Annotated in this window: 25 protein-coding genes; 4 read left to right on the top strand and 21 right to left on the bottom strand. The window is 72.8% G+C overall.

Translation table 11 applies throughout. The features are described from left to right. Positions 1-38: 38 nt before the first annotated feature. The 11 genes from QNA09_RS12500 to QNA09_RS12550 form a co-directional block, all read right to left on the bottom strand. A complete protein-coding gene (locus tag QNA09_RS12500; RefSeq protein WP_017682166.1) occupies positions 39-203 on the bottom strand; it encodes a hypothetical protein in 165 nt (54 codons plus the stop codon). Beyond that, positions 200-661: an SRPBCC family protein gene (locus QNA09_RS12505; protein ID WP_017682165.1), complete on the bottom strand. Its 462-nt coding sequence runs from the start codon at positions 659-661 to the stop codon at positions 200-202. The genes QNA09_RS12500 and QNA09_RS12505 overlap by 4 nt, the downstream gene beginning before the upstream one ends. Positions 662-707: 46 nt before the next feature. Next, the gene (locus tag QNA09_RS12510; RefSeq protein WP_203010773.1) at positions 708-2,201 is read right to left on the bottom strand and encodes a glutamate synthase subunit beta; all 1,494 of its coding nucleotides are present in this window, start codon (positions 2,199-2,201) and stop codon (positions 708-710) included. Next, positions 2,194-6,675: a glutamate synthase large subunit gene (gltB, locus tag QNA09_RS12515; protein WP_203011876.1), complete on the bottom strand. Its 4,482-nt coding sequence runs from the start codon at positions 6,673-6,675 to the stop codon at positions 2,194-2,196. The genes QNA09_RS12510 and gltB overlap by 8 nt, the downstream gene beginning before the upstream one ends. 229 nt (positions 6,676-6,904) lie before the next feature. Further along, a complete protein-coding gene (locus tag QNA09_RS12520) occupies positions 6,905-7,774 on the bottom strand; it encodes a TM2 domain-containing protein (RefSeq protein ID WP_203010774.1) in 870 nt (289 codons plus the stop codon). Next, positions 7,771-8,808, bottom strand: coding sequence for a prolipoprotein diacylglyceryl transferase (gene lgt, locus QNA09_RS12525; protein WP_010595281.1), 1,038 nt, complete (start codon positions 8,806-8,808; stop codon positions 7,771-7,773). Before lgt ends, QNA09_RS12520 begins: the two co-directional genes overlap by 4 nt. Further along, positions 8,805-9,614, bottom strand: a complete 810-nt coding sequence (gene trpA, locus QNA09_RS12530) for a tryptophan synthase subunit alpha (protein ID WP_010595280.1) — start codon at positions 9,612-9,614, stop codon at positions 8,805-8,807. The genes lgt and trpA overlap by 4 nt, the downstream gene beginning before the upstream one ends. Continuing rightward, positions 9,611-10,870: a tryptophan synthase subunit beta gene (trpB, locus tag QNA09_RS12535; protein ID WP_051059606.1), complete on the bottom strand. Its 1,260-nt coding sequence runs from the start codon at positions 10,868-10,870 to the stop codon at positions 9,611-9,613. Before trpB ends, trpA begins: the two co-directional genes overlap by 4 nt. A gap of 124 nt (positions 10,871-10,994) precedes the next feature. Further along, positions 10,995-11,804, bottom strand: coding sequence for an indole-3-glycerol phosphate synthase TrpC (gene trpC / locus QNA09_RS12540; protein ID WP_308072458.1), 810 nt, complete (start codon positions 11,802-11,804; stop codon positions 10,995-10,997). Between the two features lie 79 nt (positions 11,805-11,883). After that, complete coding sequence (locus QNA09_RS12545) at positions 11,884-12,570, bottom strand: TIGR02234 family membrane protein (RefSeq protein WP_017681435.1); 687 nt, start codon at positions 12,568-12,570, stop codon at positions 11,884-11,886. Continuing rightward, entirely contained in the window at positions 12,567-14,150 is a 1,584-nt protein-coding gene (locus QNA09_RS12550; protein ID WP_010595275.1) for an anthranilate synthase component I, read from the bottom strand. The genes QNA09_RS12545 and QNA09_RS12550 overlap by 4 nt, the downstream gene beginning before the upstream one ends. A 58-nt stretch (positions 14,151-14,208) precedes the next feature. Between QNA09_RS12550 and QNA09_RS12555 the strand changes: the two genes are divergently transcribed. Beyond that, positions 14,209-14,679 carry a peroxiredoxin gene (locus QNA09_RS12555; protein WP_017681433.1) on the top strand — a complete coding sequence of 157 codons (471 nt, stop codon included), beginning with the start codon at positions 14,209-14,211 and terminating at the stop codon, positions 14,677-14,679. A gap of 3 nt (positions 14,680-14,682) precedes the next feature. Here QNA09_RS12555 and QNA09_RS12560 read toward each other — a convergent pair whose 3' ends face one another. Then, the gene (locus QNA09_RS12560; protein ID WP_010595273.1) at positions 14,683-15,450 is read right to left on the bottom strand and encodes a dioxygenase; all 768 of its coding nucleotides are present in this window, start codon (positions 15,448-15,450) and stop codon (positions 14,683-14,685) included. Positions 15,451-15,566: 116 nt separating this feature from the next. Here QNA09_RS12560 and QNA09_RS12565 point away from each other — a divergent pair, with 116 nt between their 5' ends. Next, a complete protein-coding gene (locus QNA09_RS12565; protein WP_162919324.1) occupies positions 15,567-16,625 on the top strand; it encodes an NAD-dependent epimerase/dehydratase family protein in 1,059 nt (352 codons plus the stop codon). Between the two features lie 79 nt (positions 16,626-16,704). Then, complete coding sequence (locus QNA09_RS12570; protein WP_010595271.1) at positions 16,705-17,199, top strand: MarR family winged helix-turn-helix transcriptional regulator; 495 nt, start codon at positions 16,705-16,707, stop codon at positions 17,197-17,199. A gap of 34 nt (positions 17,200-17,233) precedes the next feature. Here QNA09_RS12570 and pepN read toward each other — a convergent pair whose 3' ends face one another. Both pepN and QNA09_RS12580 read right to left on the bottom strand, forming a co-directional pair. Further along, on the bottom strand, positions 17,234-19,723 hold the full coding sequence (gene pepN, locus QNA09_RS12575; protein WP_017681431.1) for an aminopeptidase N: 2,490 nt from the start codon (positions 19,721-19,723) through the stop codon (positions 17,234-17,236). A gap of 65 nt (positions 19,724-19,788) precedes the next feature. Beyond that, positions 19,789-19,986 (bottom strand): tautomerase family protein, encoded by a 198-nt coding sequence (locus tag QNA09_RS12580; RefSeq protein ID WP_072786386.1) that lies wholly within the window; start codon positions 19,984-19,986, stop codon positions 19,789-19,791. Positions 19,987-20,078: 92 nt separating this feature from the next. Here QNA09_RS12580 and QNA09_RS12585 point away from each other — a divergent pair, with 92 nt between their 5' ends. Next, entirely contained in the window at positions 20,079-20,228 is a 150-nt protein-coding gene (locus tag QNA09_RS12585; protein WP_017681430.1) for a hypothetical protein, read from the top strand. Between the two features lie 72 nt (positions 20,229-20,300). Here the strand turns inward: QNA09_RS12585 and hisI are convergent, their stop codons facing one another. Genes hisI through QNA09_RS12620 form a run of 7 tightly spaced genes read right to left on the bottom strand, consistent with a single transcriptional unit; the run spans position 20,301 to position 25,155 of the window. Next, a complete protein-coding gene (hisI, locus tag QNA09_RS12590; protein WP_010595268.1) occupies positions 20,301-20,648 on the bottom strand; it encodes a phosphoribosyl-AMP cyclohydrolase in 348 nt (115 codons plus the stop codon). Next, positions 20,645-21,418, bottom strand: a complete 774-nt coding sequence (gene hisF, locus QNA09_RS12595) for an imidazole glycerol phosphate synthase subunit HisF (RefSeq protein ID WP_010595267.1) — start codon at positions 21,416-21,418, stop codon at positions 20,645-20,647. Before hisF ends, hisI begins: the two co-directional genes overlap by 4 nt. Next, entirely contained in the window at positions 21,415-22,242 is an 828-nt protein-coding gene (locus tag QNA09_RS12600) for an inositol monophosphatase family protein (RefSeq protein ID WP_010595266.1), read from the bottom strand. The genes hisF and QNA09_RS12600 overlap by 4 nt, the downstream gene beginning before the upstream one ends. Before the next feature lie 4 nt (positions 22,243-22,246). Continuing rightward, a complete protein-coding gene (priA, locus tag QNA09_RS12605; protein WP_003935804.1) occupies positions 22,247-22,981 on the bottom strand; it encodes a bifunctional 1-(5-phosphoribosyl)-5-((5-phosphoribosylamino)methylideneamino)imidazole-4-carboxamide isomerase/phosphoribosylanthranilate isomerase PriA in 735 nt (244 codons plus the stop codon). A 50-nt stretch (positions 22,982-23,031) separates the two neighbouring features. After that, positions 23,032-23,373 (bottom strand): hypothetical protein, encoded by a 342-nt coding sequence (locus tag QNA09_RS12610; RefSeq protein ID WP_119699838.1) that lies wholly within the window; start codon positions 23,371-23,373, stop codon positions 23,032-23,034. After that, positions 23,370-24,005 (bottom strand): imidazole glycerol phosphate synthase subunit HisH, encoded by a 636-nt coding sequence (hisH, locus tag QNA09_RS12615; RefSeq protein WP_010595265.1) that lies wholly within the window; start codon positions 24,003-24,005, stop codon positions 23,370-23,372. The genes QNA09_RS12610 and hisH overlap by 4 nt, the downstream gene beginning before the upstream one ends. Before the next feature lie 10 nt (positions 24,006-24,015). Then, positions 24,016-25,155: an MFS transporter gene (locus QNA09_RS12620; RefSeq protein ID WP_010595264.1), complete on the bottom strand. Its 1,140-nt coding sequence runs from the start codon at positions 25,153-25,155 to the stop codon at positions 24,016-24,018.

Raw genomic sequence — 25,155 nt, forward strand, 5'->3', positions numbered from 1 at the left:
GTGCAGCTCGGCCGCACCGCCCCGTTCCGGTTCCCCGATCAGTCGTCGGTGGCGTTCTCGGCGATCTCCGGGGCCTTCTCCCGGGTCGCCATGCCGCCGTCCTTGCCCTCGTCCACCGGGCCGGGCCGGCCGCCCTTGGGCCCGTCGTCCTCGTCCCTCGACTTCTTCGCCGTCACGACCTTCTCCTTCCGGGTTGCGCTCACGAACCGGGACGATCGACGTCGCCGCGCCAGCCGCCGTCGGCGACGCCCCGCTTCTCGATGAACTCCTTGAAGCGCTGCATGTCGCCCTTGATGCGCAGGTCGAGCAGCCCGAGTTTGTCGGCGACGTTCTCCATCACGCCGTCGGGGTCGACATCCATCTGAGCGGTGACCCGCGTGGTGGACTCGTCGAGCCGGTGGAAGGTGATCACGCCGGCATGATCCGGACCGGCGTCGGATTTCCATGCGACCCGCTCGTCGGGATGCTGCTCGGTGATCGTCGCGTCGAACTCCCTGGTGCCACCGGCCACCGTGACGACCCAGTGGGTGTGGGTGTCGTCGATCTGGCGGACCTGCTCGACGCCCTCCATGAAGCGGGGAAACTCCTCGAACTGCGTCCACTGGTCATAGGCCGTACGGATCGGGACGTGGACGTCGACCGATTCGATGATCGTGCTCATGACGTTCCTTCCTGCCGCGACCGGCACGGTCGCTCACCCGTGCGGCTTACCCCGGCCGGCGGGGCGGAAAACGCGGGAAGCCCAGGTGCAGCGAGCCGGGACGGACCGGCGCCGGCAGCTCCGACTCCCCCGTCAGGAAGGTGTCCACCCCGTGCGCCGCCGCACGCCCCTCGGCGATCGCCCACACCACGAGTGACGCCCCCCGGTGCGCGTCGCCGCACACGAACACCCCCGGGGTGGCGGTCTGCCAGTGGTCGTCGCAGCCGAGCGTGCCCCGCCCGCCGGGGACCAGGCCGAAGGCCTCGAGGAGCGGTCCGCGCTGCACTCCTTCGAAGCCGACCGCGAGGAGCGCGAGGTCGCAGGGGATGGCGAAGGTGTTCCCGCGGGGGGCGCGGCGCGCGTCCACTTCCGCCAGTTCGAGCGTCCGCACCCGCCCACGGGACCCGGCGAAGTGCTGCACCGTCACCTCGAACCGCCGGGTCCCGCCCTCCTCGTGCGCGGGTGCCGTCCGCAGCACCCACGGCACGAGTGGCCACGGGGTGACGTCCTCGTCGCGCCGGACGGGCGGGCGGGGCCGGTAGTCGAGCTGGGTGACGGACCGCGCGCCCTGCCGCAGCGCGGTGCCGAAGCAGTCGGTACCGGTGTCCCCGCCACCGACGATCACCACGTGCCGCCCGGCGGCGCTGATCGGGGTGGGTCCGTCGCCCGCGCACTCGCGGTTGGCGGCGACGAGGAACTCCATCGCGGGATGCACCCCGGCGAGTCCGCGCCCCGGGACGGGCAGGTCGCGGGCGCGTCCGGCCCCGACCGCGAGAACGACGGCGTCGAATTCGGCCCGCAGAGCGGCGACATCCGGATCGACCCCCGCCTCGGTGCCGGTGCGGAACACCGTGCCCTCGGCGCGCATCTGCGCGAGACGCCGGTCGACGAGCGCCTTGTCCATCTTGAACGCCGGGATGCCGTACCGCAGCAGGCCGCCGAGCCGGTCGGCACGTTCGAGGACGGTCACGGCGTGTCCGGCGCGGGTGAGTTGCTGGGCCGCGGCGAGACCCGCCGGGCCGGAGCCGACGACGGCGACGGATCTGCCGGTGCGGCGGACCGGGGGGCGGGGCGGCACGCGGCCGTCGGCCCACGCCCGGTCGGCGATCGCCCGTTCGATCCGTTCGACCGTCACACCGGCGGCGTGGTCGTCCCGGGCCAGCACGCAGGCGGATTCACACGGGGCCGGGCACAACCGGCCGGTGAACTCGGGGAAGTTGTCGGTGGCGTGCAGTCGGTCGGCGGCCTCGGCCCACCGGTCGCGGCGCACCAGGTCGTTCCATTCGGGGATCAGGTTGCCGAGCGGGCAGCCCGTTCCGGTGCTGTGGCAGAACGGGAGTCCGCAGTCCATGCAGCGGGCGGCCTGTTCCCGGATCGTGCGGAGCTCCTCGTCGGGGGACTGCGCGCGGTGCACCTCTGCCCAGTCGCGGACGCGTTCGGCGGCGGGCCGGCGCGGCGGCTCGCAGCGGTCGTAACGCAGGAATCCGCGGGGGTCAGGCACCGTCGGCTCCGACCGGGGTGGGCCGTTCGCGGGCGGTCGCGCGGATCCGGATCAGATCCTCGGGCACCACCGCGGTGAAGCGCCCCGCGTTGCCGGCCCAGTCGGCGAGCAGTTCCCCGGCGACTGCCGATCCGGTGCGTGCGCGGTAGCGGGCGATCAGATCCCGCACCTGCGCGAGCTCGGCGGGGTCGACCGGTTGCAGTTGCACCGAGTCGGTGTTGACGAGGCCGGGCTCGAGGTCGAGGACGTAGGCCAGACCCCCGGTCATACCGGCGGCCAGATTGCGGCCGGTGGGTCCGAGGATCACCACGCGGCCGCCCGTCATGTACTCGCAGGCATGGTCGCCGGTGCCCTCGCACACGGCGTCGGCGCCGGAATTGCGCACGGCGAAGCGCTCCCCCACCCGACCGTGCAGGAACAACTCGCCGGAGGTCGCCCCGTACAGGACGGTGTTGCCGGCGACGATCTGCTCGTGCGGGTCGAACGGCGCGGCCGCGTCGGGGCGCACCACCACGCGCCCGCCGGACAGACCCTTGGCTACATAGTCGTTGGCGTCGCCGGTGACGGTGACGGTGATCCCGGTGGGCAGGAAGGCGCCGAGGGACTGTCCGGCGCTGCCGTGCAGGTCGATCCGCACGGTGTCCTCGGGCAGACCCGCGGGGCACCGTCGGCCGGCGGTCCAGCCGAGCAGGGTGCCGACGGCGCGGTCCCGGTTGGTGACGGTCCCGGTCAGCTGCACGGGCCGGCCGTGGTCGAGGGCGGGGCCGGCGCGGGCGATCAGGTCCCGGTCCAACGGCGCGTCGGGGGGTCCGGCGGCCGGGCGGGTGCGGCGGCGCTGTGGGGGCGCGCCGAGGGCGTCGGCGGGCGGGGTGAACAGCGGCGCGAGATCGAGCCCGCGGCGACGCCAGTGCGCGAGCGCCGCGTCGGGTTCGAGCAGGTCGACCCGGCCGACGGCGTCGTCGAGGCGGGCCAGGCCCAGCGCCGCGAGCCGCCGGCGCACGTCCGCGGCGACGAACCGGAAGAACTGTTCCACGAATTCTGCTCTGCCCGTGAACTTCTCCCGGAGTCGGGGATTCTGGGTGGCGATCCCGACGGGGCATGTGTCGAGATGACACACCCGCATGAGGATGCAGCCGAGGACCACCAGGGGCGCCGTGGCGAACCCGAACTCCTCGGCACCGAGCAGCGCCGCGATCAGCACGTCCCGACCGGTGCGCAGACCGCCGTCGCACTGCACGGTGATGCGGTCGCGAAGGCCGCTCAGCACGAGGGTCTGCTGGGTTTCGGCGAGCCCGATCTCCCACGGGGTGCCGGCGTGCTGCACGGCGGTGAGCAGTGCGGCGCCGGTGCCACCGTCGTGGCCGGAGATCAGGACCACGTCGGCATGGGCCTTGGCGACACCGGCGGCGACGATTCCGACGCCGACACCGCTGACCAGTTTGACGTGGATGCGGGCCTGCGGGTTGGCGCACCGCAGGTCGTGGACGAGTTCGGCGAGGTCCTCGATGGAATAGATGTCGTGGTGCGGCGGTGGGGAGATCAGGCCGACGCCCGCCGTGGCGTGCCGGGTGCGGGCGATCCACGGATACACCTTGTGACCGGGAAGCTGGCCACCTTCACCGGGTTTCGCTCCCTGAGCCATCTTGATCTGCAGGTCGGTCGCGTCGGCGAGGTAGTCGGCGGTGACGCCGAAGCGGCCGCTGGCGACCTGTTTGACGGCACTGCGCCGCAGCAGGTCGCCGAGCCGGTCGCGCTCCTCCCCGCCCTCCCCCGAGTTCGAGCGGCCGCCGAGCCGGTTCATCGCGACGGCGAGGGCCTCGTGTGCCTCCCCGGAGATCGACCCGTAGCTCATGGCCCCGGTGGCGAAGCGGCGCACGATCTCCGTCTCCGGCTCGACCTCGTCGAGCGGGATCGGTTCCGCGGCGACGGTGCGCAGCAGCCCGCGCAGCGTGGCGCCTGCGGCGGCGAGACGGTCGACCTCGGCGCAGTAGCGTGCGTAGACGTCCGCGCGTCCCGTGCGGGTCGCGTGCTGCAGCAGGAACACCGTCTCGGGGGTGAACAGATGGGGTTCGCCGTCGCGCCGGTACCGGTACACGCCGCCGCTGTCGAGAAGGGTGTCGGCACAACGGTTCCCGAAGGCATGCCGATGCCGGCGACGGGCGTCGCGGGCCAGGTCGGCGAGCCCGGCGCCGCCCAGTCGGGAGACGGTACCGGGCAGGTACTCGTCGACGACCTCCCGGGCGAGGCCGACGGCCTCGAACGTCTGCGCCGCCGTGTACGAGGCGAGGGTCGAGATGCCGAGTTTGGCCATCACTTCGCGGACACCGGTGACGAGGGCGCGACGGTAGTTCGCCGCGGCCGCCGCCGGGTCCGTGCCGGGAATGCGCCCGGCGGCCGCGAGGGAGCGCACGGTGCCGAGGGCGACGTACGGGCAGACCGCCGCGGCGCCGAACCCGACCAGCGCGGCCACATGGTGGACCTCGCGGGCGTCGCCGGATTCGGCGAGGAGCGCGACGCGGGTGCGCCGCCGGGTGCGGACGAGGTGGTGGTGCACGGCGGCGACGGCGAGCAGCGACGGGATCGGGACGCGGTCCGGACCGCACCCGCGGTCGGTGACGATCAGGATGCCGCGACCGTCGTCGAGGGCGGCGTCGGCGGCGCGGCGCAGGGCCGTGAGTCCCGCCGCGAGGGCCTCGCCGGGGTCGCCGCCGACCGCGAAGTGCGCGGGCAGCGCCCGTGCGGCAAGGGCCGGACGCGGGCCGCCCGGGCCGAGTGCCGCGACGGCGGCGAGGTCGTCGGAGTCGAGCACCGGACCGGGAAGCACCAGCTGCCGGCACGACTTCGCGGACGCGTCGAACAGGTTGTCCTCCGGGCCGGCGACGCGCCGCATCGAGGTGACGACCCGTTCGCGGATGGCATCCAACGGCGGGTTGGTGACCTGGGCGAACAGCTCGACGACGTAGTCGTAGAGCAGCCGGGGGCGCGGCGACAGCACCGCGGGGGCGATGTCGGCGCCCATCGAACCGAGCGGTTCCGCACCGGTCGCGGCCATCGGTTCGAGCAGCACCTCGAGGTCCTCTCGGGTGTAGCCGAACAGCCGGTGGTCCCGATCCGGCTCGTGGTCCGCGGCGGGGTGCCCGGCCGGACGGGGCAGATCCGCCAGGTCGACCTGACCCTCGCGCAGCCACCGGTCGTAGGGGTGGGCGGCGGCGAGGGTGTCGAGCAGTTCGTCGGGCGGGACGATGCGCCCGGTGGCGGTGTCGACGAGGAGCATCCGGCCCGGCTCGAGCCGGCCCTTGTGCACGATGTGTTCCGGTGGCACGTCGAGCATTCCGGTCTCGCTGCCGAACAGGACCCGGTCGTCGGCGGTGCGGCACCAGCGGCCCGGCCGCAACCCGTTGCGGTCGAGTACGGCCCCGAACCACCGTCCGTCGGTGAAGGGCAGGCACACCGGTCCGTCCCACGGTTCGAGCAGCGCGGCATGGAAGCGGTGGAAGGCGCGGCGCCGGGGATCGAGTCCGGGCGCGTTCTCCCAGGCGGGCGGGACGAGCATGGTCACCGCGTGCGGCAGCGAACGCCCGGCGAGATGGAGCAGTTCGAGGACCTCGTCGAGGGTCGCGGAGTCGGACATGTCGGGGGTGCAGAGCGGAAACAGGCGGGTCAGGTCGCCGGGCAGCAGCCCGGTGCGCAGGAGCCCTTCCCGCGCGTGCATCCGGTTCCGGTTGCCGCGGATGGTGTTGATCTCGCCGTTGTGGGCGCTGTACCGGAACGGCTGCGCGAGCCGCCAGGACGGAAAGGTGTTGGTGGAGAAGCGGCTGTGCACGAGTGCGATCGCGCTGGCGCAACGCCGGTCACGCAGGTCGGGGTAGAACCCCGGCAGTTGCTGTGCGGTGAGCATGCCCTTGTAGACGACGGTGCGGGCGGACAGCGACGGAAAGTAGACGTCGCCGGTGTGCTCGGCGCGGCGCCGCAGCGGATACACCCGCCGGTCGAGGTCCACGCCTGCGGGGCGGGCATCGTCCGCGCCTGCGGCGGCGACGAAGAGCTGGCTGATGTGGGGGCGGCAGGCCTCGGCGGTGCGCCCGAGGCCGGCCGGGTCGACGGGAACCTCGCGCCAGCCGAGGACCTCGAGGTCCTCCTCGGCGGCGAGCGTGTGGATCCGTTCGCGGGCCGCTGCCCGGGCGCGTGGGTCGCGGGGCAGAAAGCACAGGCCGGTGGCGTAGCACCCGGGCGGCGGCAGCTCGACGCCGGCGACGGCGTCGAAGAGCCCGGTGGGGAGGGCCAGGGTGATACCGGCGCCGTCCCCGCTGGCGGGTTCCCGGCCGCTGGCGCCGCGGTGGCCGAGGTTGCGCAGCGCGGTGAGCGCGTCGGTGACGGTCCGGTGTGTGCTGCGGCCGCGCAGGTCGACGACCGCGCCCACGCCACAGGAATCCGATTCGCGGGCGGGGTCGTAGAGTCCGCGGGCCTCGGGCATCCCGGAATGCCGCACCGGTCCACCTCCACGTCGCCGGTGTGGGGCGACGTCACGCGTCGTCGGATGAGCGGCCCCGACGGGGTCGCCACGACGGGCGTGCGCTGTGCGGTGTGGGTGGCCGGACCAGGTCCGCCCGACGGTCGAACCGGGGATCGGTCCCGGTGGCGGTCAGTCTACGCGCGCGACGGCCGGCCGCGCGAGGTGCGCGACCGGCCGCCGGGCGGGTGGGTCAGGGCCGCAGCGGGCGGCCGTCGGAGTCGCGGACGCTGCCGGTGAGCATCATGATCCCGTCGATGACGGACCACACCCAGATCACCGGCATGATCACGAAACCGATCAGGACGATCGCCAGCAGGCCGCCGATCCACAGCCCCAGCAGCTGGATGAGGCCGACGGCGGTGCTCCCGAGGTAGAGCCGTCCGACGCCGCAGATCCCGACGAAGGGCAGCAGCAGTTGCAGCAGACCCGCAGTGGTCTTCGACTTGTCGGAGAACGGTTCGCCGGTCGCCGGATCCCGCCCGTACGGGGCGGAGGGATCGCCGTAGGCACCGTAACCGGTGGGCCCGTAACCGGAGGATCCGTAGCCCGGTGCGGAGGCCGGCGGGTACTGCGGCGCGCCCTGGAACTGCGGGTCGGGTGTGCCGTAGACGGGTCCGGTGCCGCCGTACCGGCCGCCGGTCTGTGCCTCGGACTCGTGCGCGGTGCCGTACTGCCCTTCGCTCGACGGCGGCGGATAGCTCGGCGTGGTGCCCCAGCCCGGACCGTTGCCCATGCCCGCATAGGTGTTCCAGCCCGGTCCCGCCGTACCCCAGGTGGGCGCGGTCGACTCGGTGGTGGGCGGCGGAACGGACAGCGACGCCTGGGCGGTCGGATCGTAGTCGGCGGTGCCACCGAACGCGGGCAGTTCCTCGGTGGAGGCCGGCTCGCCGTCGCGTGGTGCGGCGCTCGCGCCGGCTTCGGACGTCTCCTCGGCGGCGGCCTGTTTGCGCAGGTCCGGCCCCGTGGAGGTCTCGTCCTTCTTCCGCAGATCCGGGCCCGTGGGCTCCGGGGACCCCGCGTCGGATGTGGGACCCGGGGATCCCGGGTCGGATGTGGTCACGACTTGTCCCCTTCGTTCTCGCTGCGCGTACCTGACTCGACCTTACCGCCGGGCTCGGCCGGCACCACCGACCCGGACGCGCCGTCGCGGTGCCCGTCGTCGGTCTCGGTTGCGCCACCGGCCGCGGCGGCCTCGTCTGCGCCACCCGGACGGCGGGATTTCAGTTCCTCCGGCGCTTCCCGGCCCTTGCGCGCGACGACGACGTAGGCGACGGCGAGGACGAACACGATGGCGGACGTGAAGGAATTGATCCGGATCCCGGCGATCTCGGTGGCCGGATCGGACCGCATGAGTTCGACGAAGAAGCGGCCCGCGCTGTATCCGGCCACGTAGAGAGCGAACAGTCGGCCGTGTCCGATGCGGAATCGCCGGTCGACGAACACGAGCAGCAGCACGACGAGCAGATTCCACACCAGCTCGTACAGGAACGTCGGGTGCACCACCGCCGCGACCTGCCCGGTGGAGATTCCGTCGATGAGGTCCGGGCTAGTCTGTCCTGCGTCGTTGCGGCGTTCGTAGATCTCGAGGCCCCACGGCACGGTCGTCTCCCGACCGTAGAGTTCCTGGTTGAACCAGTTGCCGAGCCGGCCGATGGCCTGGGCCAGCAGGATCGCCGGGGCCAGCGCGTCACCGAAGGCGGGCAGGGGGACGCCGCGGCGACGGCACCCGATCCAGGCGCCCACCCCGCCGAGGGCGACCGCCCCCCAGATGCCCAGCCCGCCCTGCCAGATCTTCAGCGCGTCGACCGGGTCGGCGCCCGCACCGAAGTACTTCTGCCAGTCGGTGGCGACGTGGTAAAGGCGGCCACCGATCAGACCGAACGGCACCGCCCACACCGCGACGTCGAGCACGGTGCCCGGTTCGCCGCCGCGGGCGACCCAGCGGCGGTCGCCCCAGAAGATCGCGACGACGATCCCGACGATGATGCACAGGGCGTAGGCCCGCAGCGCGATCGGCCCGAGGTACCACACCCCCTGCGGCGGACTGGGCAGATACGCCAGGACGGTGGCGGCGGGGACGGCGGTGGAGGTCACGTGGCCACGCTAGCCGAGCGCACGCCCTCCGCGAGTTCCGTGGTGAGCGCGCGCAACGCGTCGGCGCCCTGCGCCACGGCGGCCACCAGCGCAGAGCCGACGATCACCGCGTCGGCGTAGGCGGCGATCTGGGCGGCCTGGTCCCGCGACCGCACGCCCAGGCCGACACCCACGGGAATCTGCGAGTGCTCGCGCACGCGGGCGACGAGTTCGGGCGCCATGTCCGAGACGGCGTCGCGGGCGCCGGTCACGCCCATCGTGGAGGTGGCGTAGACGAATCCGCGGCAGGAGTCGACGGTCGTGGCGAGACGCTCGGCGGTCGAGGACGGGGCGACGAGGAAGATGCGGTCGAGCCCGTGCCGGTCCGCCGCCGCCATCCACCGCTCGGCCTCGTCGGGAATGAGGTCCGGGGTGATGATGCCCAGTCCTCCGGCGGCGGCGAGGTCGCGGGCGAACTCGTCGATCCCGTACTTGAGGACGATGTTCCAGTAGGTCATCACGACAGCGTGGCCCCCGGCGGCGGCGACGGCCTCGACGACGCGGAACACGTCCCGCACCCGGAAACCCGCCGTGAGTGCCCCGTCGGCGGCGGCCTGGATGGTGGGGCCGTCCATCACCGGGTCGCTGTAGGGGATGCCGACCTCGACGATGTCGCACCCGGCCTGCACGAGCGTTTCGAACGCCTCGATCGAGCGCGGCAGGTCGGGGTACCCGGCGGGGAGATAGCCGACGAGCGCGGCCCGGTTCTCGGCCTTGCATCGGGCGAAGACCTCGCCGAGGCGGGACTGCGGCTGCTGGGCGCTCACTGCGCGGATCCTTCCGTCGTGTCGGGGGTGGCCGGGTCGGCGGGAAGGAGCCCGAACCACCGCGCGGCGGTGTCGACGTCCTTGTCGCCGCGGCCGGACAGATTGACCAGCACGACCGCGCCGGGGCCGAGTTCGCGACCCAGGTCCAGGGCCCCGGCGACGGCGTGCGCCGACTCGATGGCGGGGATGATGCCCTCGGTGCGCGAGAGCAGCGAGAACGCGTCCATGGCCTCGGTGTCGGTGACGGGCCGGTAGTCGGCGCGGCCGATGTCCTTGAGGTAGGAGTGCTCGGGTCCGACGCCGGGGTAGTCCAGGCCGGCGGAGATCGAATGGGACTCGACGGTCTGCCCGTCCTCGTCCTGCAGCAGGTAGGAGTAGGCGCCGTGCAGCGCGCCGGGCGTGCCGCCGGTGATGGTGGCGGCGTGCCGCCCGGTTTCCACGCCGTCGCCGCCGGCCTCGAAGCCGACCAGGCGGACGCCGGGATCGTCGAGGAAGGCATGGAAGATGCCGATGGCGTTGGACCCGCCGCCGACGCAGGCGGTGACGGCATCGGGCAACCGTCCGGTGAGCGCCTGCACCTGCGCGCGCGCCTCCAGGCCGATGATCCGCTGGAAGTCGCGCACCATCATCGGGAACGGGTGCGGGCCGGCGGCGGTGCCGAAGCAGTAGTACGTGTTGTGGGCGTTGGTGACCCAGTCGCGCATCGCCTCGTTGATCGCGTCCTTGAGGGTGCGCGAGCCGCTGGTGGCGGCGACGACCTCGGCGCCGAGCAGGCGCATCCGGGCGACGTTGAGGGCCTGCCGTTCGGTGTCGACCTCGCCCATGTAGACGACACAGTCGAGGCCGAGCAGCGCGCAGGCGGTGGCGGTGGCGACACCGTGCTGCCCGGCGCCGGTCTCCGCGATGACCCGGCTCTTGCCCATCCGTTTGGCGAGCAGGGCCTGGCCGAGCACGTTGTTGATCTTGTGTGAGCCGGTGTGGTTGAGATCCTCGCGCTTGAGCAGGATCCGGGCGCCGCCGGCGTGGTCGCTCAGCCGCTTGGCCTCGTACACCGGGGACGGCCGGCCCGTGTAGTCGCGCTGCAACCGATCGAGTTCGTCGAGGAACCCGTTGTCGACCCGCGCCTTGTCGTATTCGGCGGTGACCTCCTCGATGACCGCCATCAGCGCCTCGGGGACGAACCGCCCGCCGAAGACCCCGAAGTGGCCGCCGGGGTCGGGTTCGTGCGCGCTGTGCTCGGCCACTGCGGCGCTCATGCGGGGCAGACCGCGGCCCTTGGCGGAAAGTACGGGATCGTCTGTGCTCACCCGTCCAGTCTGCCCCAACGTCGCCCCCGCCTCGTCGCCGGGTCCGGGCCGTCGGCGGTGCACCGGACTGCGCTCAGCGCGCGGGCTTCGGGCAGGACGGATGGGTGCCGGCGGTGACCAGTTCGGCAACCGCGTGGCGCGGGTCGCCGCTGGTCACCAGACCCTCACCGACGAGCACCGCGTCGGCGCCCGCGCCGGCATAGGTGAGCAGATCGGAGGGACCGCGCACCCCGGACTCGGCGATCTTGACGACCTCGGTCGGCAACCCCGGCGCGATCCGGGCGAATGTGCTCTTGTCGACCTCGAGAGTCTTGAGATCGCGGGCGTTGACTCCGATGACCGTGGCGCCGGCCTCGAGGGCCCGGTCGGCCTCCTCCTCGGTGTGCACCTCCACGAGCGCCGTCATCCCGAGGGATTCGACACGGTCGACGAGCGAGGTCAGCACGGGTTGTTCGAGGGCGGCGACGATGAGCAGCACGATGTCTGCGCCGTGGGCACGCGCCTCGTGGATCTGGTACGGCCCCACGATGAAGTCCTTGCGCAGCACCGGGATCCGCACCGCGCGCCGCACGGCGTCGAGGTCCTCGAGGCTGCCCTGGAACCGGCGCTGCTCGGTGAGCACGCTGATCGCGCGGGCACCGCCGGCCTCGTAGGCCTTGGCGAGTTCGGCGGGATCGGAGATGTCGGCGAGCGCACCCTTCGACGGGCTCGCCCGCTTGACCTCGGCGATCACGGCGATTCCCGGCTTGAGCAACGCGGCCTTGGCGTCGAGGGACGGGGGCGCGGCGGCGGCCGCGGCCTTGACCGCAGCGAAGTCGAGGACCGCTTCCCGGGCGGCGACGTCGGCGCGCACCCCTTCGAGTATCGAGTCGAGAACTGTCATCGTGGCTCGAAGTCCTTTCGCCCCTGTCAATCCGATGTGAGAAAGCTCATCGGAGTTTCTTGAAGGGTAGTGCGCGCCCTCACCGACCCGTGCGGCGGGTCCCCGAATCGTCGGTGCCGCCCTCCCCGCCTCGATCGGCGGACCGGTCGTCGGCGGCGTCGACCGTGGGGTCCTCCCCCGCGTCGAGCGCGTCCCACAGCGTGCGTTCGGTGACCGGCTCGTCGGCGGTGTCCCGGCGGACCGTGGCCTCCCGGCGGGCGGCGGGGCTGTCGTAGCGGGACGACAGCCCCGCCCGGGCCCGCGGGGTGCGCCACAGCTGCACCGCGGCGGCCAGCGCGGCGACGGCACCGGCCAGGGCGAGCAGCGCCGGGGCGGTGGCGACGGTGAGGGAGGTGACCTCGGCGCGTGCGGGCAACTCGGCGATGCGCGCCGCGGTCGCGTCGTCGGCGCTCCCGGTGAGCAGGCCCACCGCCGGAACGGCGGCAGCGACCGCGACGACCGCGACGAGCACCGCCAGCACCCGCAGTGCCCACCCGCGCACCGCGAAGGACGCCGCGACCGCGGCCAGCAGCGCCAGGGCGAGCGGGGTCAGCGCAGCCGCCCACGTCCCCCCGACGAGCCCGGTGACCCGGTCCTCACCGAGGCCGTCGGAGGAGGTGACGGTCACCCAGGTCAGGCGGCTCGCACCCCACAGCGCGGCGGCGGCGGTCGCGAGCAGCGCGGCGGTCGCGCCGCGGCGCCGCCCGGTGGCGTCGCGAGCACTCACGACCGGTCCCCGTCGTACGGGGTGAGGGTGCCGGCGGCGGCGACGGCGGAGAGCACCGCCATGGCCTTGTTGCGCGCTTCGGTGTCCTCGTAGACCGGGTCGGAATCGGCCACGACGCCGGCACCGGCCTGCACGTAGGCGACGCCGTCCTTGACCAGGGCGGAACGGATCGCGATGGCGGTGTCGGCGTCACCGGCGAAATCGAGGTAGCCGACGATGCCGCCGTAGATGCCGCGCCGGGTCGGTTCGAGCTCGTCGATCAGTTCCATCGCCCGCACCTTGGGGGCACCGGACAGGGTCCCGGCGGGAAAGCACGCGGTGACCGCGTCGAGGGCGTGCCGGCCTTCGGCGAGGCGACCGGTCACGGTCGAGACGAGGTGCATGACGTGGCTGTAACGCTCGATGTGCCGGTAGTCGTGCACCTTGACCGTGCCGGGTTCGCACACCCGGCCCAGGTCGTTGCGGCCGAGGTCGACGAGCATGAGGTGCTCGGCGTTCTCCTTCTCGTCGGCGAGCAGGTCCTTCTCGAGCAGGATGTCCTCCTCCTCGCTGGTGCCGCGCCAGCGGGTGCCGGCGATGGGATGCGTGGTGGCGACGCCGTCGGCGACGGTCACCAGCGCCTCCGGGCTCGAGCCGACGATGGAGAACGCGGTGCCGCCGTCGCCGTCGGGAACGTGCATGAGGAACATGTACGGGCTCGGGTTCGAGGCCCGCAGCATCCGGTACACGTCGATCGGCGCCGCGGGGCAGTCGATCTCGAAGCGCTGGGACAGCACCACCTGGAACGCCTCGCCGGCCTCGATCTCGCCGATGAGCCGGCGCACGTCGGCGCCGAAGCCGTCGGTGGTGCGCTGGCGCCGGTAGTCGGGGGCGGGGCGGTCGAAGGTCGAGACGGTCGACGGGGCCGGCGCGGCCAGCGCCGCGGTCATCCGGTCCAGCCGGGCGACGGCGTCGTCGTACGCCTCGTCGACGCGCTCGTCGGAACCGTCCCAGTTGACGGCGTTGGCGATGAGGGTGATCGCGCCCTCGTGGTGGTCGACGGCGGCGAGGTCGGTGGCGAGCATCATCACCGTCTCCGGGATGTGCAGGTCGTCGACAGCGTGTTCGGGCAGCCGTTCGATCCGGCGCACGACGTCGTAGCCGAGGTAGCCGACCATGCCGCCGGTGAGCGGGGGCAGGCCGTGCAGCCGCTCGGTGTGCAGCAGCTGCAACGTCTGCCGCAGCACGTCGAGGGGGTTGCCGCCGGTGGGGGCCCCGGCGGGCACGTGCCCGTACCAGGTGGCCTCGCCGTCGACCACGGTGAGCGCGGCGGGGCTGCCTGCGCCGATGAACGACCACCGGGACCAGGACCGGCCGTTCTCGGCGGATTCGAGCAGGAAGGTGCCGGGCCGGTCGGCGGCGAGCTTGCGGTACGCCGACAACGGAGTCTCCGCGTCGGCGAGGACCTTGCGGGTCACGGGGACGACCCGGTGCTCGGCGGCGAGGAGCCGGAACTGCTCGCGGGTGGTGGTGGAGTCGGGTCGACCGCCCTCGGTGGGGTCGGGCGCCGCTGCGGGGATGGTGGTGGGCTCGCCGGACATGGCGCCCATCATCCCAGGGCCTGCCGCGACGAGCGCGGTCGCGGTAGCGTCACCGGACATGAGAGCCGGTGATACCGCCCCCGACTTCACGGCGAACGACCAGGACGGGCGTCCGCGGACCCTGTCCGCGCTGCTGGCGGACGGGCCGGTGGTGCTGTTCTTCTATCCGGCCGCGTTCACCCCCGTGTGCACGGCGGAGGCGTGCCACTTCCGGGATCTGGCGGCCGAGTTCGCGGCCGTCGGCGCGACCCGGATCGGTATCAGCACCGACCCGGTGGACCGGCTGGGCGCATGGTCGACACGCCAGTCGTTCGACTTTCCGCTGCTGTCCGACCCGGACGGCGAGGTGGCGGCCCGGTTCGGGGTGCGCCGGGGGCTGCTCGCCCGGCTGTCGCCGGTCAAGCGGACCACGTTCGTGCTGGACACCGACCGCACCGTGCTCGAGGTGATCGCCAGCGAGGTGCGCCCCGACGTGCACGCGGACCGCGCCCTCGCGGCGCTGCGGGCGCGGCGCGCGGCCCGGGACTGACGGTCAGTCCACCTGGACGGAGCGCTTCGCCAATCCCATCCAGAACCCGTCGATCACCTGCCGGGGCGCCCGCTCCGGGTCGCTCGACGCGCCGAGGGTGACGAACAGCGGGGCGAAGTGCTCGATCGTCGGGTGGGCGTACGGCATGCCGGGCGCCCGGGTGCGGAAGTCGAGCAGACCGTCGACGTCGCCGGCGGCGAGCCGCTCGGCGGCCCATGCGTCGAACTCGGCGGACCAGCCCGGCGCGGCGGCCTCGGGACGCGGGTCGCGCAGGAACGGCAGACCGTGGGTGGTGAAGCCGGAGCCGACGACGAGCACACCCTGCTCCCGGAGGGGCCGCAGCCGCGCGCCGAGCGCGAGCAGCCGCGCCGGCTCGAGGGTGGGCAGGGAGATCTGCAGGACCGGGATGTCCGCGTCCGGGTACATGACGGTGAGCGGCACGTACGCGCCGTGGTCGAGACCGCGGTGCGGCTGCTGCACGACGGGTTCGCCGTCGGGCATGAGCGCGGCCACCGTGCGGGCGAGGTCGGGGGCACCGGGCGCCGGGTAGGTGACCTCGTAGAAGCGGCGGGGGAACCCGCCGAAGTCGTACACGAGCGGGGTACCGGTGGTGGTGGCACCGATCGTCAGCGGCGCGGACTCCCAGTGCGCGGAGACCACGAGGATCGCGGTGGGGGTCGGCAGGTCGGCGGCCCAGCGCTGCAGCTGCGCCACCCACGTCGCGCTGTCGACCAGGGGCGGCGCACCGTGACTGAGGAACAGGGCGGGCATGAGACTCACACGAACTCCTAATGTTGAAGCTTCAACAATACTACCCGAGGCCGCGCCGGGGCCTCCGGAACGTCCCGGCGGGGATGGATCGGCGACGGGGCGGGTATCCCCCGCCCATGACCGGAACACAGGGCCTGAAAGTGGTCGTCACGGGCGCGACCGGAAACGTGGGCACCAGCGTCACGGCGGCACTCGCCGCCCGGGAGACCATCGGATCGGTGATCGGCATCGCCCGCCGCCCCACCGACTGGCGCTGCCCCAAGACCGACTTCGTCGTCGCCGACGTCGCCCGCGACGACCTGCACGAGCTGCTGCGGGGTGCCGACGCGGTCGTTCACCTGGCCTGGCTCTTCCAGCCCACCCACAAACCCGAGGTCACCTGGCGCAACAATGTTCTCGGATCGATCCGGGTGTTCGAGACCGCCGCCGCGGCGGGCGTCCCCGCCGTGGTGCACGCCTCGTCGGTCGGCGCCTACTCGCCGGGACCCCAGCACGAACGGATCGACGAGCGCTGGCCCACCCACGGCTGGCCCGGCGCCGCATACCCGCGGGAGAAGGCGTACCTCGAACGTTGGCTCGACGCGTTCGAACTGCGGCACCCCGACCTCCGGGTGGTCCGGATGCGGCCCGGGTTCATCTTCAAGCGCGAGTCCGCCACCGCCCAGCGCCGACTGTTCGCCGGACCGTTCGTCCCCGGACGCCTCGTCCGCGCCCTGCCCGTCGTCCCTCGCACCGCCGGGCTGCGGATGCAGGTACTGCACACCGAGGACGCCGCCGACGCGTACGTGCGGGCCGTGCTGCGACCGGTGCGGGGCGCCTTCAATCTCGCTGCCGAGCCCCCGGTCGACACCGAAGTCCTCGCCGAGATCCTCGGGGCCCGCACGGTGCCCGTCCCGGCCGCGGCGCTGCACGCGGCCGTCGCCGTCGCCTGGCACGCCCGGCTCGCCCCCGCCTCCCCCGGGCTGCTCGACACGGTGCTGCGGCTGCCGCTCATGGACTGCACCCGCGCCCGCACGGATCTCGAGTGGATCCCGCGGTTCTCTCCCCGGGCCACTCTCGAGGAGTTCCTGACCGGACTCCGCGACGGCGCGGGACTGCCGACGCCGCCACTGACGGCGGACAGCATGGGCGGCCGACTGCACGAGGTCGCCACCGGCATGGGACAGCGCCCCTGACCATCGGCTCCGACGGGACGCCGGCCTCCCGCACCGGCGGTCCCGATAGGGTGGACGATCGAGAAAGGACGGTGCACCAGTGGGCTCCGCGCAGATCGACGATACCGAGTGGCTGACCGCATCCCAGCAGCGGGCCTGGCGGAAACTGGTGGCACTGATCACCCGGTTGCCGGCCGCGCTCGACACGCAGCTGCAGCGAGACTCGGCGCTCACCCACTTCGACTACTCGGTCCTCGCCGAGCTGTCGGAGGCGCCCGGCCGGCGGCTGCGCCTGTCCGAGCTGGCGCAGCTGTCCAACGCGTCGCTCTCGCGGCTGTCCCACGTGGTGACCAAGCTGGAGAACGCCGGGTGGGTGCGCCGGCAGAGCGTGCCCGGCACGCGCGGCTCGTACGCGGTGCTCACCGACGCCGGCATGACCAAGCTCGTCGAAGCGGCGCCCGGTCACGTCGCGACCGTCCAGGCCCTGGTGTTCCGGGGCCTCGACGACGAACAGGTCGCCGCGCTCACCGAGCTCGGCACCGCACTGCTCGGGCAACTCGACCGGGGCATCGCCGCCGGGACCGGCAAGGCCTGACTCCGACGACCGCCCGGTCCGGCGGGACCTCCGCTCAGCCGAGCGCCTGGGCCCGCAGGTCGCGGGCCAGGTGGTCGCGCTGCTCGACCACCAGGCGCCGCAATGCCGCCGGGGCGTCGGCGTGCGCGTCGAGCCACCGGTCGCTCGGCTCGAGGGTGTCCCCGGCCGGGAACAACCCGACGACGATCCGGCGCGCCATCTCGATACTGCGCTCGGACCACACCGTGCGGATCGCGGCGAAGTAGTCGTCGTCGAACGGGGCGATCAGTTCCCGGTGCGCCCCGGCCCGGAACCCGGCGATGGTGGCGTCGAGGTGCTCGTTCGACAGCGCCGTGTCGGTGAGGATCGCGGTCCACGCCTGTTCCTTGACCGCGGCGAGTGGTCGCGCGGCCAGGGCACGCAGCCGAGCGGTCCGTCCGGAACCGGTGTCGTCGCGGGCGAGTTCCCCGTCGAGATCGGCGGGTTCCGCGTGCCCGGTGGCCGCCAGGGCGGTCCACAGCTGCCAGCGCAGATCCGGATCCGACCGCAGCCCCTGCGGTGCCTTCCCGGTCCCGTCGAGCATCGCCCGTAGCTCCGCGGCGCGGGTGTCGTCGACGGTGGCGGCCGTCGCGACCGCGCGGGCCCAGGCGAGTTGCCCGTCCGACCCCGGCTCGGCGGTGAACGTCGCCGTCCAGGCCGCTTCCAGCCAGAGGCGGCGCTGCTCGGGCCGGCTCGTCATCGGTAGGTAGTGCTCGATCGCATAGGACGCGTTCGCCGTCAGCGCGGTCAGCAGGGCCGGATTCGATTCGGACACCGCGAACCTGCGGACCGCGGCCAGGTACCGCGCCGCGCTCAGCTCCCCGTCACGGGTGGCGTTCCACAGCGCCGACCAGATCAATCCCCGCGCCAGCGGGTCGGCGACGCGGTCGAGCGAATGCTCCACCGTCTCGAGCGAGCGTGGATCGAGCCGGACCTTGGCGTAGGTCAGGTCGGCGTCGTTGAGCAGGATCAGCGGCGCGGGCGCGCACTCGATCGGGGTGCGTTCGGCCTCGAGGTCGACCTCGACGCGGCGCCGGCAGACCAGGTCGCCGTGCTCGTCGAAGTCGTAGTGCCCGACGGCCAGCCGGTGGGGTCGCGCCGGCCGCTGGACGATCGCGGACCGCCCCTCCCCCGCGTCCTCGAGCGTCAGGGTCGACACACCGCTGGTCTGCAACCAGGCGCGCGCCCAGCCCGACAGGTCCCGCCCCGACGTCGCCGACAGCTCGGCGAGCAGATCCGCGAGAGTGGTGTTCCCGAAGGCGTGCCTGCGGAAGTAGCGCCGCGCGCCCTCGAAGAAGGCGTCCCGCCCGACGAAGGCGACGAGCTGCTTGAGGACGCTCGCGCCCTTCGCATACGTGATGCCGTCGAAGTTGAGTTTGGCGGCCTCGAGGTCGCCGATGTCGGCGACGATCGGGTGGGTCGTCGGCAACTGGTCCTGCAGGTAGGCCCATGCCTTGCGCCGGTTCGCGAAGGCGACCCACGCGTCGGTGAACTCGGTGGCCTCGGCGCTGACCAGCGCGCCCATGTAGTCGGCGAAGGACTCCTTGAGCCACAGGTCGTCCCACCACGTCATGGTGACGAGGTCGCCGAACCACATGTGGGCCATCTCGTGCAGGATCGTGTTCGCGCGGGCCTGGTACTGCGCGGTGGTGGCGGCGCCGCGGAACACGTACGCCTCGGTGAAGGTGACGCACCCCGGATTCTCCATCGCACCCAGGTTGTACTCGGGCACGAACACCTGGTCGTACTTGCCGAACGGGTAGGGATAGCCGAAATGGTCGGCGTAGAAGTCCATCCCCTGCCGGGTCACCGCGAAGACCGCGTCGGCGTCGAGGTACTGCGCCAGCGAGGCGCGGCACAACACGGCCAGGGGAACGGCGAGTTCGTCCCGGCCCCAAGAGGATTCGGCGCGGTGGTACGGTCCCGCCACGACGGCGGTGATGTAGGTGGAGATCGGCAGTGTCGGCGCGAACTTCACCGTCTGGGCGTCGCCGAGCGACTCTCGTTCGGCGACATGCTGATTGGACAGCACCTGCCAGCCCGCCGGGGCGGACACGACGAAGGTGAACGGCGCCTTCATGTCCGGCTGTTCGAAGCACGCGAACACGCGTCGCGCGTCCGCGGGTTCGTACTGCGTGTACAGGTAGGTCCGGCCGTCGGCGGGATCGAGGTACCGGTGCAGACCCTCGCCGGACCTGCTGTAGCTTGCGGTGGCGACGACGGTGACGACGTTGTGCGCGCGCAGGCCGCTCAGCCCGATGCGCGCGCCGTCGTACCGGACGGGCACCGCGGCGCCGTTGAGCACGACCGACTCCACGGCGGGGCCGAGGAAGTCGAGCCACGTCGCGTCCGCAGTCGCGGAGAACTCGACCGTCGTCGTGGTCGTGAAGCCGGGGTTCCCGGCGTCCGGGGCGCCGCGCAGGTCGAGCTCGACGTGGTAGCTGCGGACCGACACGGCCCGGGAACGCTCGGCGGTTTCGGCTCGGGTCAGGTTCGCGGACTCCATACGGCGATCCTGCCAGGATCCGCCGGCCGGGACCGTCGGCCGGCGCGCGTCGCGGGCGGTGCGCTCTACCCGAGCGGGACACCTCCGACTCCCCACTGCTCCCGCGGCACCTCGGTGATGGTCACCCACACCGACTTCGCATCCTTGCCCGTCGCCTCCGCGTAGGCCTTGGTCACCGCCTCGATGGTGGCGCGCTTCTGCTCGACGGTGAGACCGGGGGTCTGGCTGATCTGGATGAGAGGCATGGGTGCATTGTGCCGCACCGCCGGTCGACGAGGCGTAACGAAACAATCCGGTCGGTCGATTTCCCCTCGGACACCGTCCTCGTCATGCATCACCTCTCGGAAGGATCAGCATGGGATCGTCGGAACTGTTCACCGAGTTCGTCGGCTGGGCCGCGGAAGGCTTCCTCACGGGGGATCCGATCCGGTCGGCCATCGGCACCGTCGTGTTCCTCGGACTCGGCCTGTGGAGCCTGCTCACCGGCGCGCCGATCGTCATCTGACGGCCGCTCCGCGGCCGGTGTGTCCTTTGGGCTGCTGGAGCAGCCCAAAGGACACACCGGCGCCGGAGGCGCCTATTCGGCGGCGAGCAGGACGTCCGCGTCGAAGCACGTGTGGGTGCCGGTGTGGCACGCGGCCCCGACCTGGTCGACGACGAGCAACACCGTGTCGCCGTCGCAGTCGAGCCGCACCTCGTGCACGTGCTGGGTGTGGCCGGAGGTCTCGCCCTTGACCCAGTACTGTCCGCGTGAACGCGAGAAGTACGTCGCCGTGCGGGTCTCGAGGGTCCGCGCGAGCGCCTCGTCGTCCATCCAGGCCATCATCAGCACCTCGCCGGTGGCGCGTTCCTGCGCGACGGCGGCGAACAGCCCCGCCTCGTTGCGCTTGAGCCGCGCCGCGATCGCCGGATCCAGCCTGTTCATCGCACCTCGATCCCCTCTGCGCGCATCGCCGCCTTCACCTGCGGGATGGTGAGCTCCCCGAAATGGAACACGCTGGCCGCGAGCACCGCGTCGGCGCCGGCGTGCACGGCCGGCGCGAAGTGCTCCACCGCTCCGGCGCCGCCGCTGGCGATCACCGGCACGTGGACCGCGGCGCGCACCGCCTGGATCATCGGCAGGTCGAATCCGGACTTGGTGCCGTCGGCGTCCATCGAGTTCAGCAGGATCTCCCCCACCCCGAGTTCCGCGCCGCGGCGGGCCCATTCGACGGCGTCGATGCCGGTGCCCCGACGACCGCCGTGCGTGGTGACCTCCCAGCCCGACGGGGTGTCGTCCTCGCCGTCGGGCACGGTGCGGGCGTCGACGGACAGCACGATGCACTGCGATCCGAACCGCTCGGACATCTCGCGCAGCACCTCGGGGCGGGCGATGGCAGCGGTGTTGATGCTGACCTTGTCCGCGCCGGCCCGCAGCAACCGATCCACGTCCTCGACGGTGCGCACACCGCCGCCCACCGTCAACGGGATGAACACCTGTTCGGCCGTGCGGCTGACCACGTCGAGCATGGTGCCGCGATCGCCGCTGGACGCGGTGACGTCGAGGAAGGTCAACTCGTCCGCGCCCTGCAGGTCGTACGCAGCGGCGAGCTCGACGGGATCACCGGCGTCGCGCAGGTTCTCGAAGTTCACCCCCTTGACGACGCGGCCGGCGTCGACGTCCAGACACGGGATCACCCGCACTGCCAGGGTCATGTAATTCGGTCCTCCTCGGGGACGGGACCGGCGAGCGATCCCACGATGTCGAGTATCTCCTCGTGCACACCCGGCGCTCCGGCGACCACCGAACCGGATCCGATGCGCCAGGGCTCGCCGGCGAAGTCGGTGGCGCGGCCACCGGCTGCCCGGACCAGAGCGACACCGGCGGCGTTGTCCCACGGGTGGTGCCCGAAGACGACGGCCGCGCCGAGCACGCCGGCCGCCGTGTACGCCAGGTCCACTCCGGTCGAACCGTGCATGCGCAGGCGGGAGACCCGGCGGCTGAGCTCGGTGATGACATCGAGACGGCGTCGGCCCGGGATGCGCCCGCGGCTGTCGATGTCGAAGCTGCCCACACCGACCATCACCTCCCCGAGAGCCGCCGGCTGCAGCGGCGGCTGGGGACGGCCGTTGCGCAGCAGCGGCCCGCCGGCGGTGGCCGCGAACCGGTCTCCGACGAACGGCAACCAGGTCAGTCCGAGGACCGGGTCGCCGTCCCGGACGAGCGCGAGCAGGATCCCCGCCGTGGGGAGCCCGGCCGAGTAGTTGACGGTGCCGTCGATGGGGTCGAGCAGCCATACCGTGCCCGAATCGGCTTCGGGACCGCCGAACTCCTCACCGTGCACGGAGATGCCGGTGCGCCGCTCGAGTTCGGAGGAGATGCTCCGTTCGAGCTCGAGGTCGAGGTCGGTGGCGAAGTCGTTGGGGCCCTTGTCCACCGAGCGCGGCGCCCCGCGACCGGCGACGAAACGTTCCGACGCGACGTCGAGCACCTCGCCGGCGACGGCGAGCAGGCTGGACAGGTCGGCGGGCGTGGTCATCGGATCAGCGCGAGACCGCGTCGAGTGCCTCGGTAAGCGTGAACCGGCCGGCGTACAGCGCCTTGCCGACGATGGCACCCTCGACGCCCCTGTCGACGAGACCGGCGATCGCCCGCAGGTCGTCGAGGGCGGACACGCCGCCGGAGGCGACGACGGGAGCGTCGGTGGCGGCGCAGACCTGGGCGAGCAGATCGAGGTTGGGGCCGGTGAGGGTGCCGTCCTTGGTGACGTCGGTGACGACGTACCGGCTACAACCGTCGCGGTCGAGCCGCGCGAGGACCTCCCACAGGTCGCCGCCGTCGGAGACCCAGCCGCGGCCGCGCAGACGCCACTGTCCGTCGATGAGCTTGACGTCGAGTCCGACGGCAATGCGGTCGCCGTACTCGGCGATGGCGCGGGCGCACCAGTCGGGATCCTCGATGGCGGCGGTGCCGAGGTTGACACGGGCGCACCCGGTGGCCAGCGCCGCTTCGAGGGACTCGTCGTCGCGGATACCGCCCGACAGTTCGACCTTCACGTCGAGCTCGCCGACGACGTCGGCGAGGAGCTCGCGGTTGGAGCCACGCCCGAAGGCGGCGTCGAGATCGACGAGGTGCACCCATTCGGCGCCGGCGTTCTGCCATTCGAGGGCGGCATCGCGCGGAGAGCCGTAGCTGGTCTCGCTGCCCGCCTCTCCCTGGACGAGGCGAACTGCTTCACCGTTGGCGACATCGACTGCAGGCAAAAGGACCAGGCTCACTGCGCCCATGCTAGCGGGTCGCGGCGGCCGCCGAGCACCGGCCCCGACGGTCAAACGTCCCCGTCGCGGCGCGGCACATCGTTACCGTCGCGGCGCGGCACATCGTTACCGTCGCGGCGCGGCACATCGTCCCCGTCGCGGCGCGGCACATCGTTACCGTCGCGGCCGAAGGCGCGGCGCGTCATCCGTGTCGAGACGACGCCCATCGCGCCGATCGCGCCGGCCACGCCGGCGAGGGCGACGATCAACGCGACGACGGGCCCCGGTTGCAGCACCACGATCACGACGGTGGCGAGCAGGAGCACGCCCGTGGCGGCACCCATCGCGGTCAGGGCCAGCCGGCCGAGCGAGAAGCCCGGCCGGGCCGGGTCGTCGCCCGCGCCGCGGTTCACAAACTGCCGACCCAGTTGCGCAGCAGTTCGGCCCCGGCGTCACCGGACTTCTCGGGATGGAACTGCGTCGCCGACAGCGGGCCGTTCTCGACCGCGGCGAGGAACCGCACGCCGTGCTCGGCCCAGGTCAGTGCGGGCGGAGCGATGAGCTCCGACGGCGGCAGCTCCCACGTCTGCGCGGCGTAGGAGTGCACGAAGTAGAACCGGGTGTCGGGGTCCATGCCCGCGAACAGCACGCTGTTGTCGGGGGCGTCGACGGTGTTCCACCCCATGTGCGGCAGTACCGGCGCATCGAGGCGTTCGACGGTGCCGGGCCATTCGCCGCAGCCGTCGGTCTCGACCCCGAATTCCACACCCTTGTCGAAGAGGATCTGCATGCCGACGCAGATGCCGAGCACGGGACGGCCGCCGGCGAGCCGCTGGCCGATGATGCGGTCCCCGCGCACCGCCTTCAGTCCCGCCATGCACGCCGCGAACGCGCCGACACCGGGCACGACCAGGCCGTCGGCGGCGAGCGCGACCTGCGGGTCGGCGGTCACCTCCACCTGCACGCCGGTGCGCGCCACCGCGCGCGTCGCCGAATGCAGATTGCCGGAGCCGTAGTCGAGGACGGCGACCTTGGTTGCGCTCATGGCCTCGATTCTATGGGGCCGCGCCGCGCCGCTCCGACGGCCCGGCGATCCGCGCGAGCAGCGGCAGGAGCGGCACGAGCAGCGCGACGGTGGCGAAGGCGGCGGGATAGCCTGCGACGGTGGCGATCCCGCCGAGCAGCAGGGATCCGGCCCCGGTGCCCGCGTCGAAGCCGATGTTCCAGGCGGCGCTCGCGGCGCCGATGTGGGCGGGTCCGGCGCGACGGAACGCCAGCATCAGCGCGTCGTTCTGGACGATCCCGAAACCGAGACCGAATACCACGGCCGCACCGAGCAGTACCGCCGCGCCACCGCGCTCGTCCGCGGCGAGCGCGAACGGCACCATCGCCACGGCGACCAGACCGAGCCCGGCCGGCAGGAGCCGGCCCGCACCGATCCGGTCCGCGACCGCGCCGGCACCGTAGCGGCCGACGAGGGTGGACGCGCTGATCAGCGCCAACGCGACCGCCACGTACCCGGAGGCCGCGGGTACGGCGATCGCCAGCAGCGAGGTGAGGCCACCGTAGGCGACAGCGCCGGCGGCGATCGCCACCGCCGGCAGGGCCAGTGCGCCGAGCGGCATGCGGCTTCCGGCCGCGCCGGGGCGGCGGGCGACCACCCGCGGCAGGCGCGCTATCGCGACGAGCGCGAACGTGGGCACCGCTGCGCCGAGCACGAACACGGGCACGGTGGAGGCCCGCTCGGCGACGGCCAGGCCGAGCGGCAGGCCGACCATCTGCGCCGCGGCGATGGCGATGCCCTGTGCCCCGGTGGCGCGACCGAGCAGCCGGGCGGGGGCGAGTTCGGCCACGAGCGCGGCGCTGGCCACGGTGATCATGCCGAAGCCGATGCCGCGCACCGCGGAGGTCGGCAGCACCACGGCCGGATGCAGTGACAGCAGGAGCAGCAGCGACGGCACGCCGAGGAGCAGGCATCCGGCGGCGAGCACGGTGCGGTAGCCGCGGGCCCGGACCAGGCGCGGGACGGCCGGCTGGGTGAGCACGGTCGCGGCCATGAACACCGCCGTCACCGCCCCGGCGAGGGTGCCGCTGCCGCCGGCGTCGGCGACGGCCTGCGGCACCACGGGCAGCAGCAGGGAGAAGCCGGCGAACGCGCCCGCCGCCATCGCCCAGGCGGCGGGCAGGCCCGGCAC

The sequence above is a fragment of the Rhodococcus sp. AH-ZY2 genome, assembly GCF_030916465.1.
Taxonomy (GTDB): Bacteria; Actinomycetota; Actinomycetes; order Mycobacteriales; family Mycobacteriaceae; genus Rhodococcus; species Rhodococcus ruber.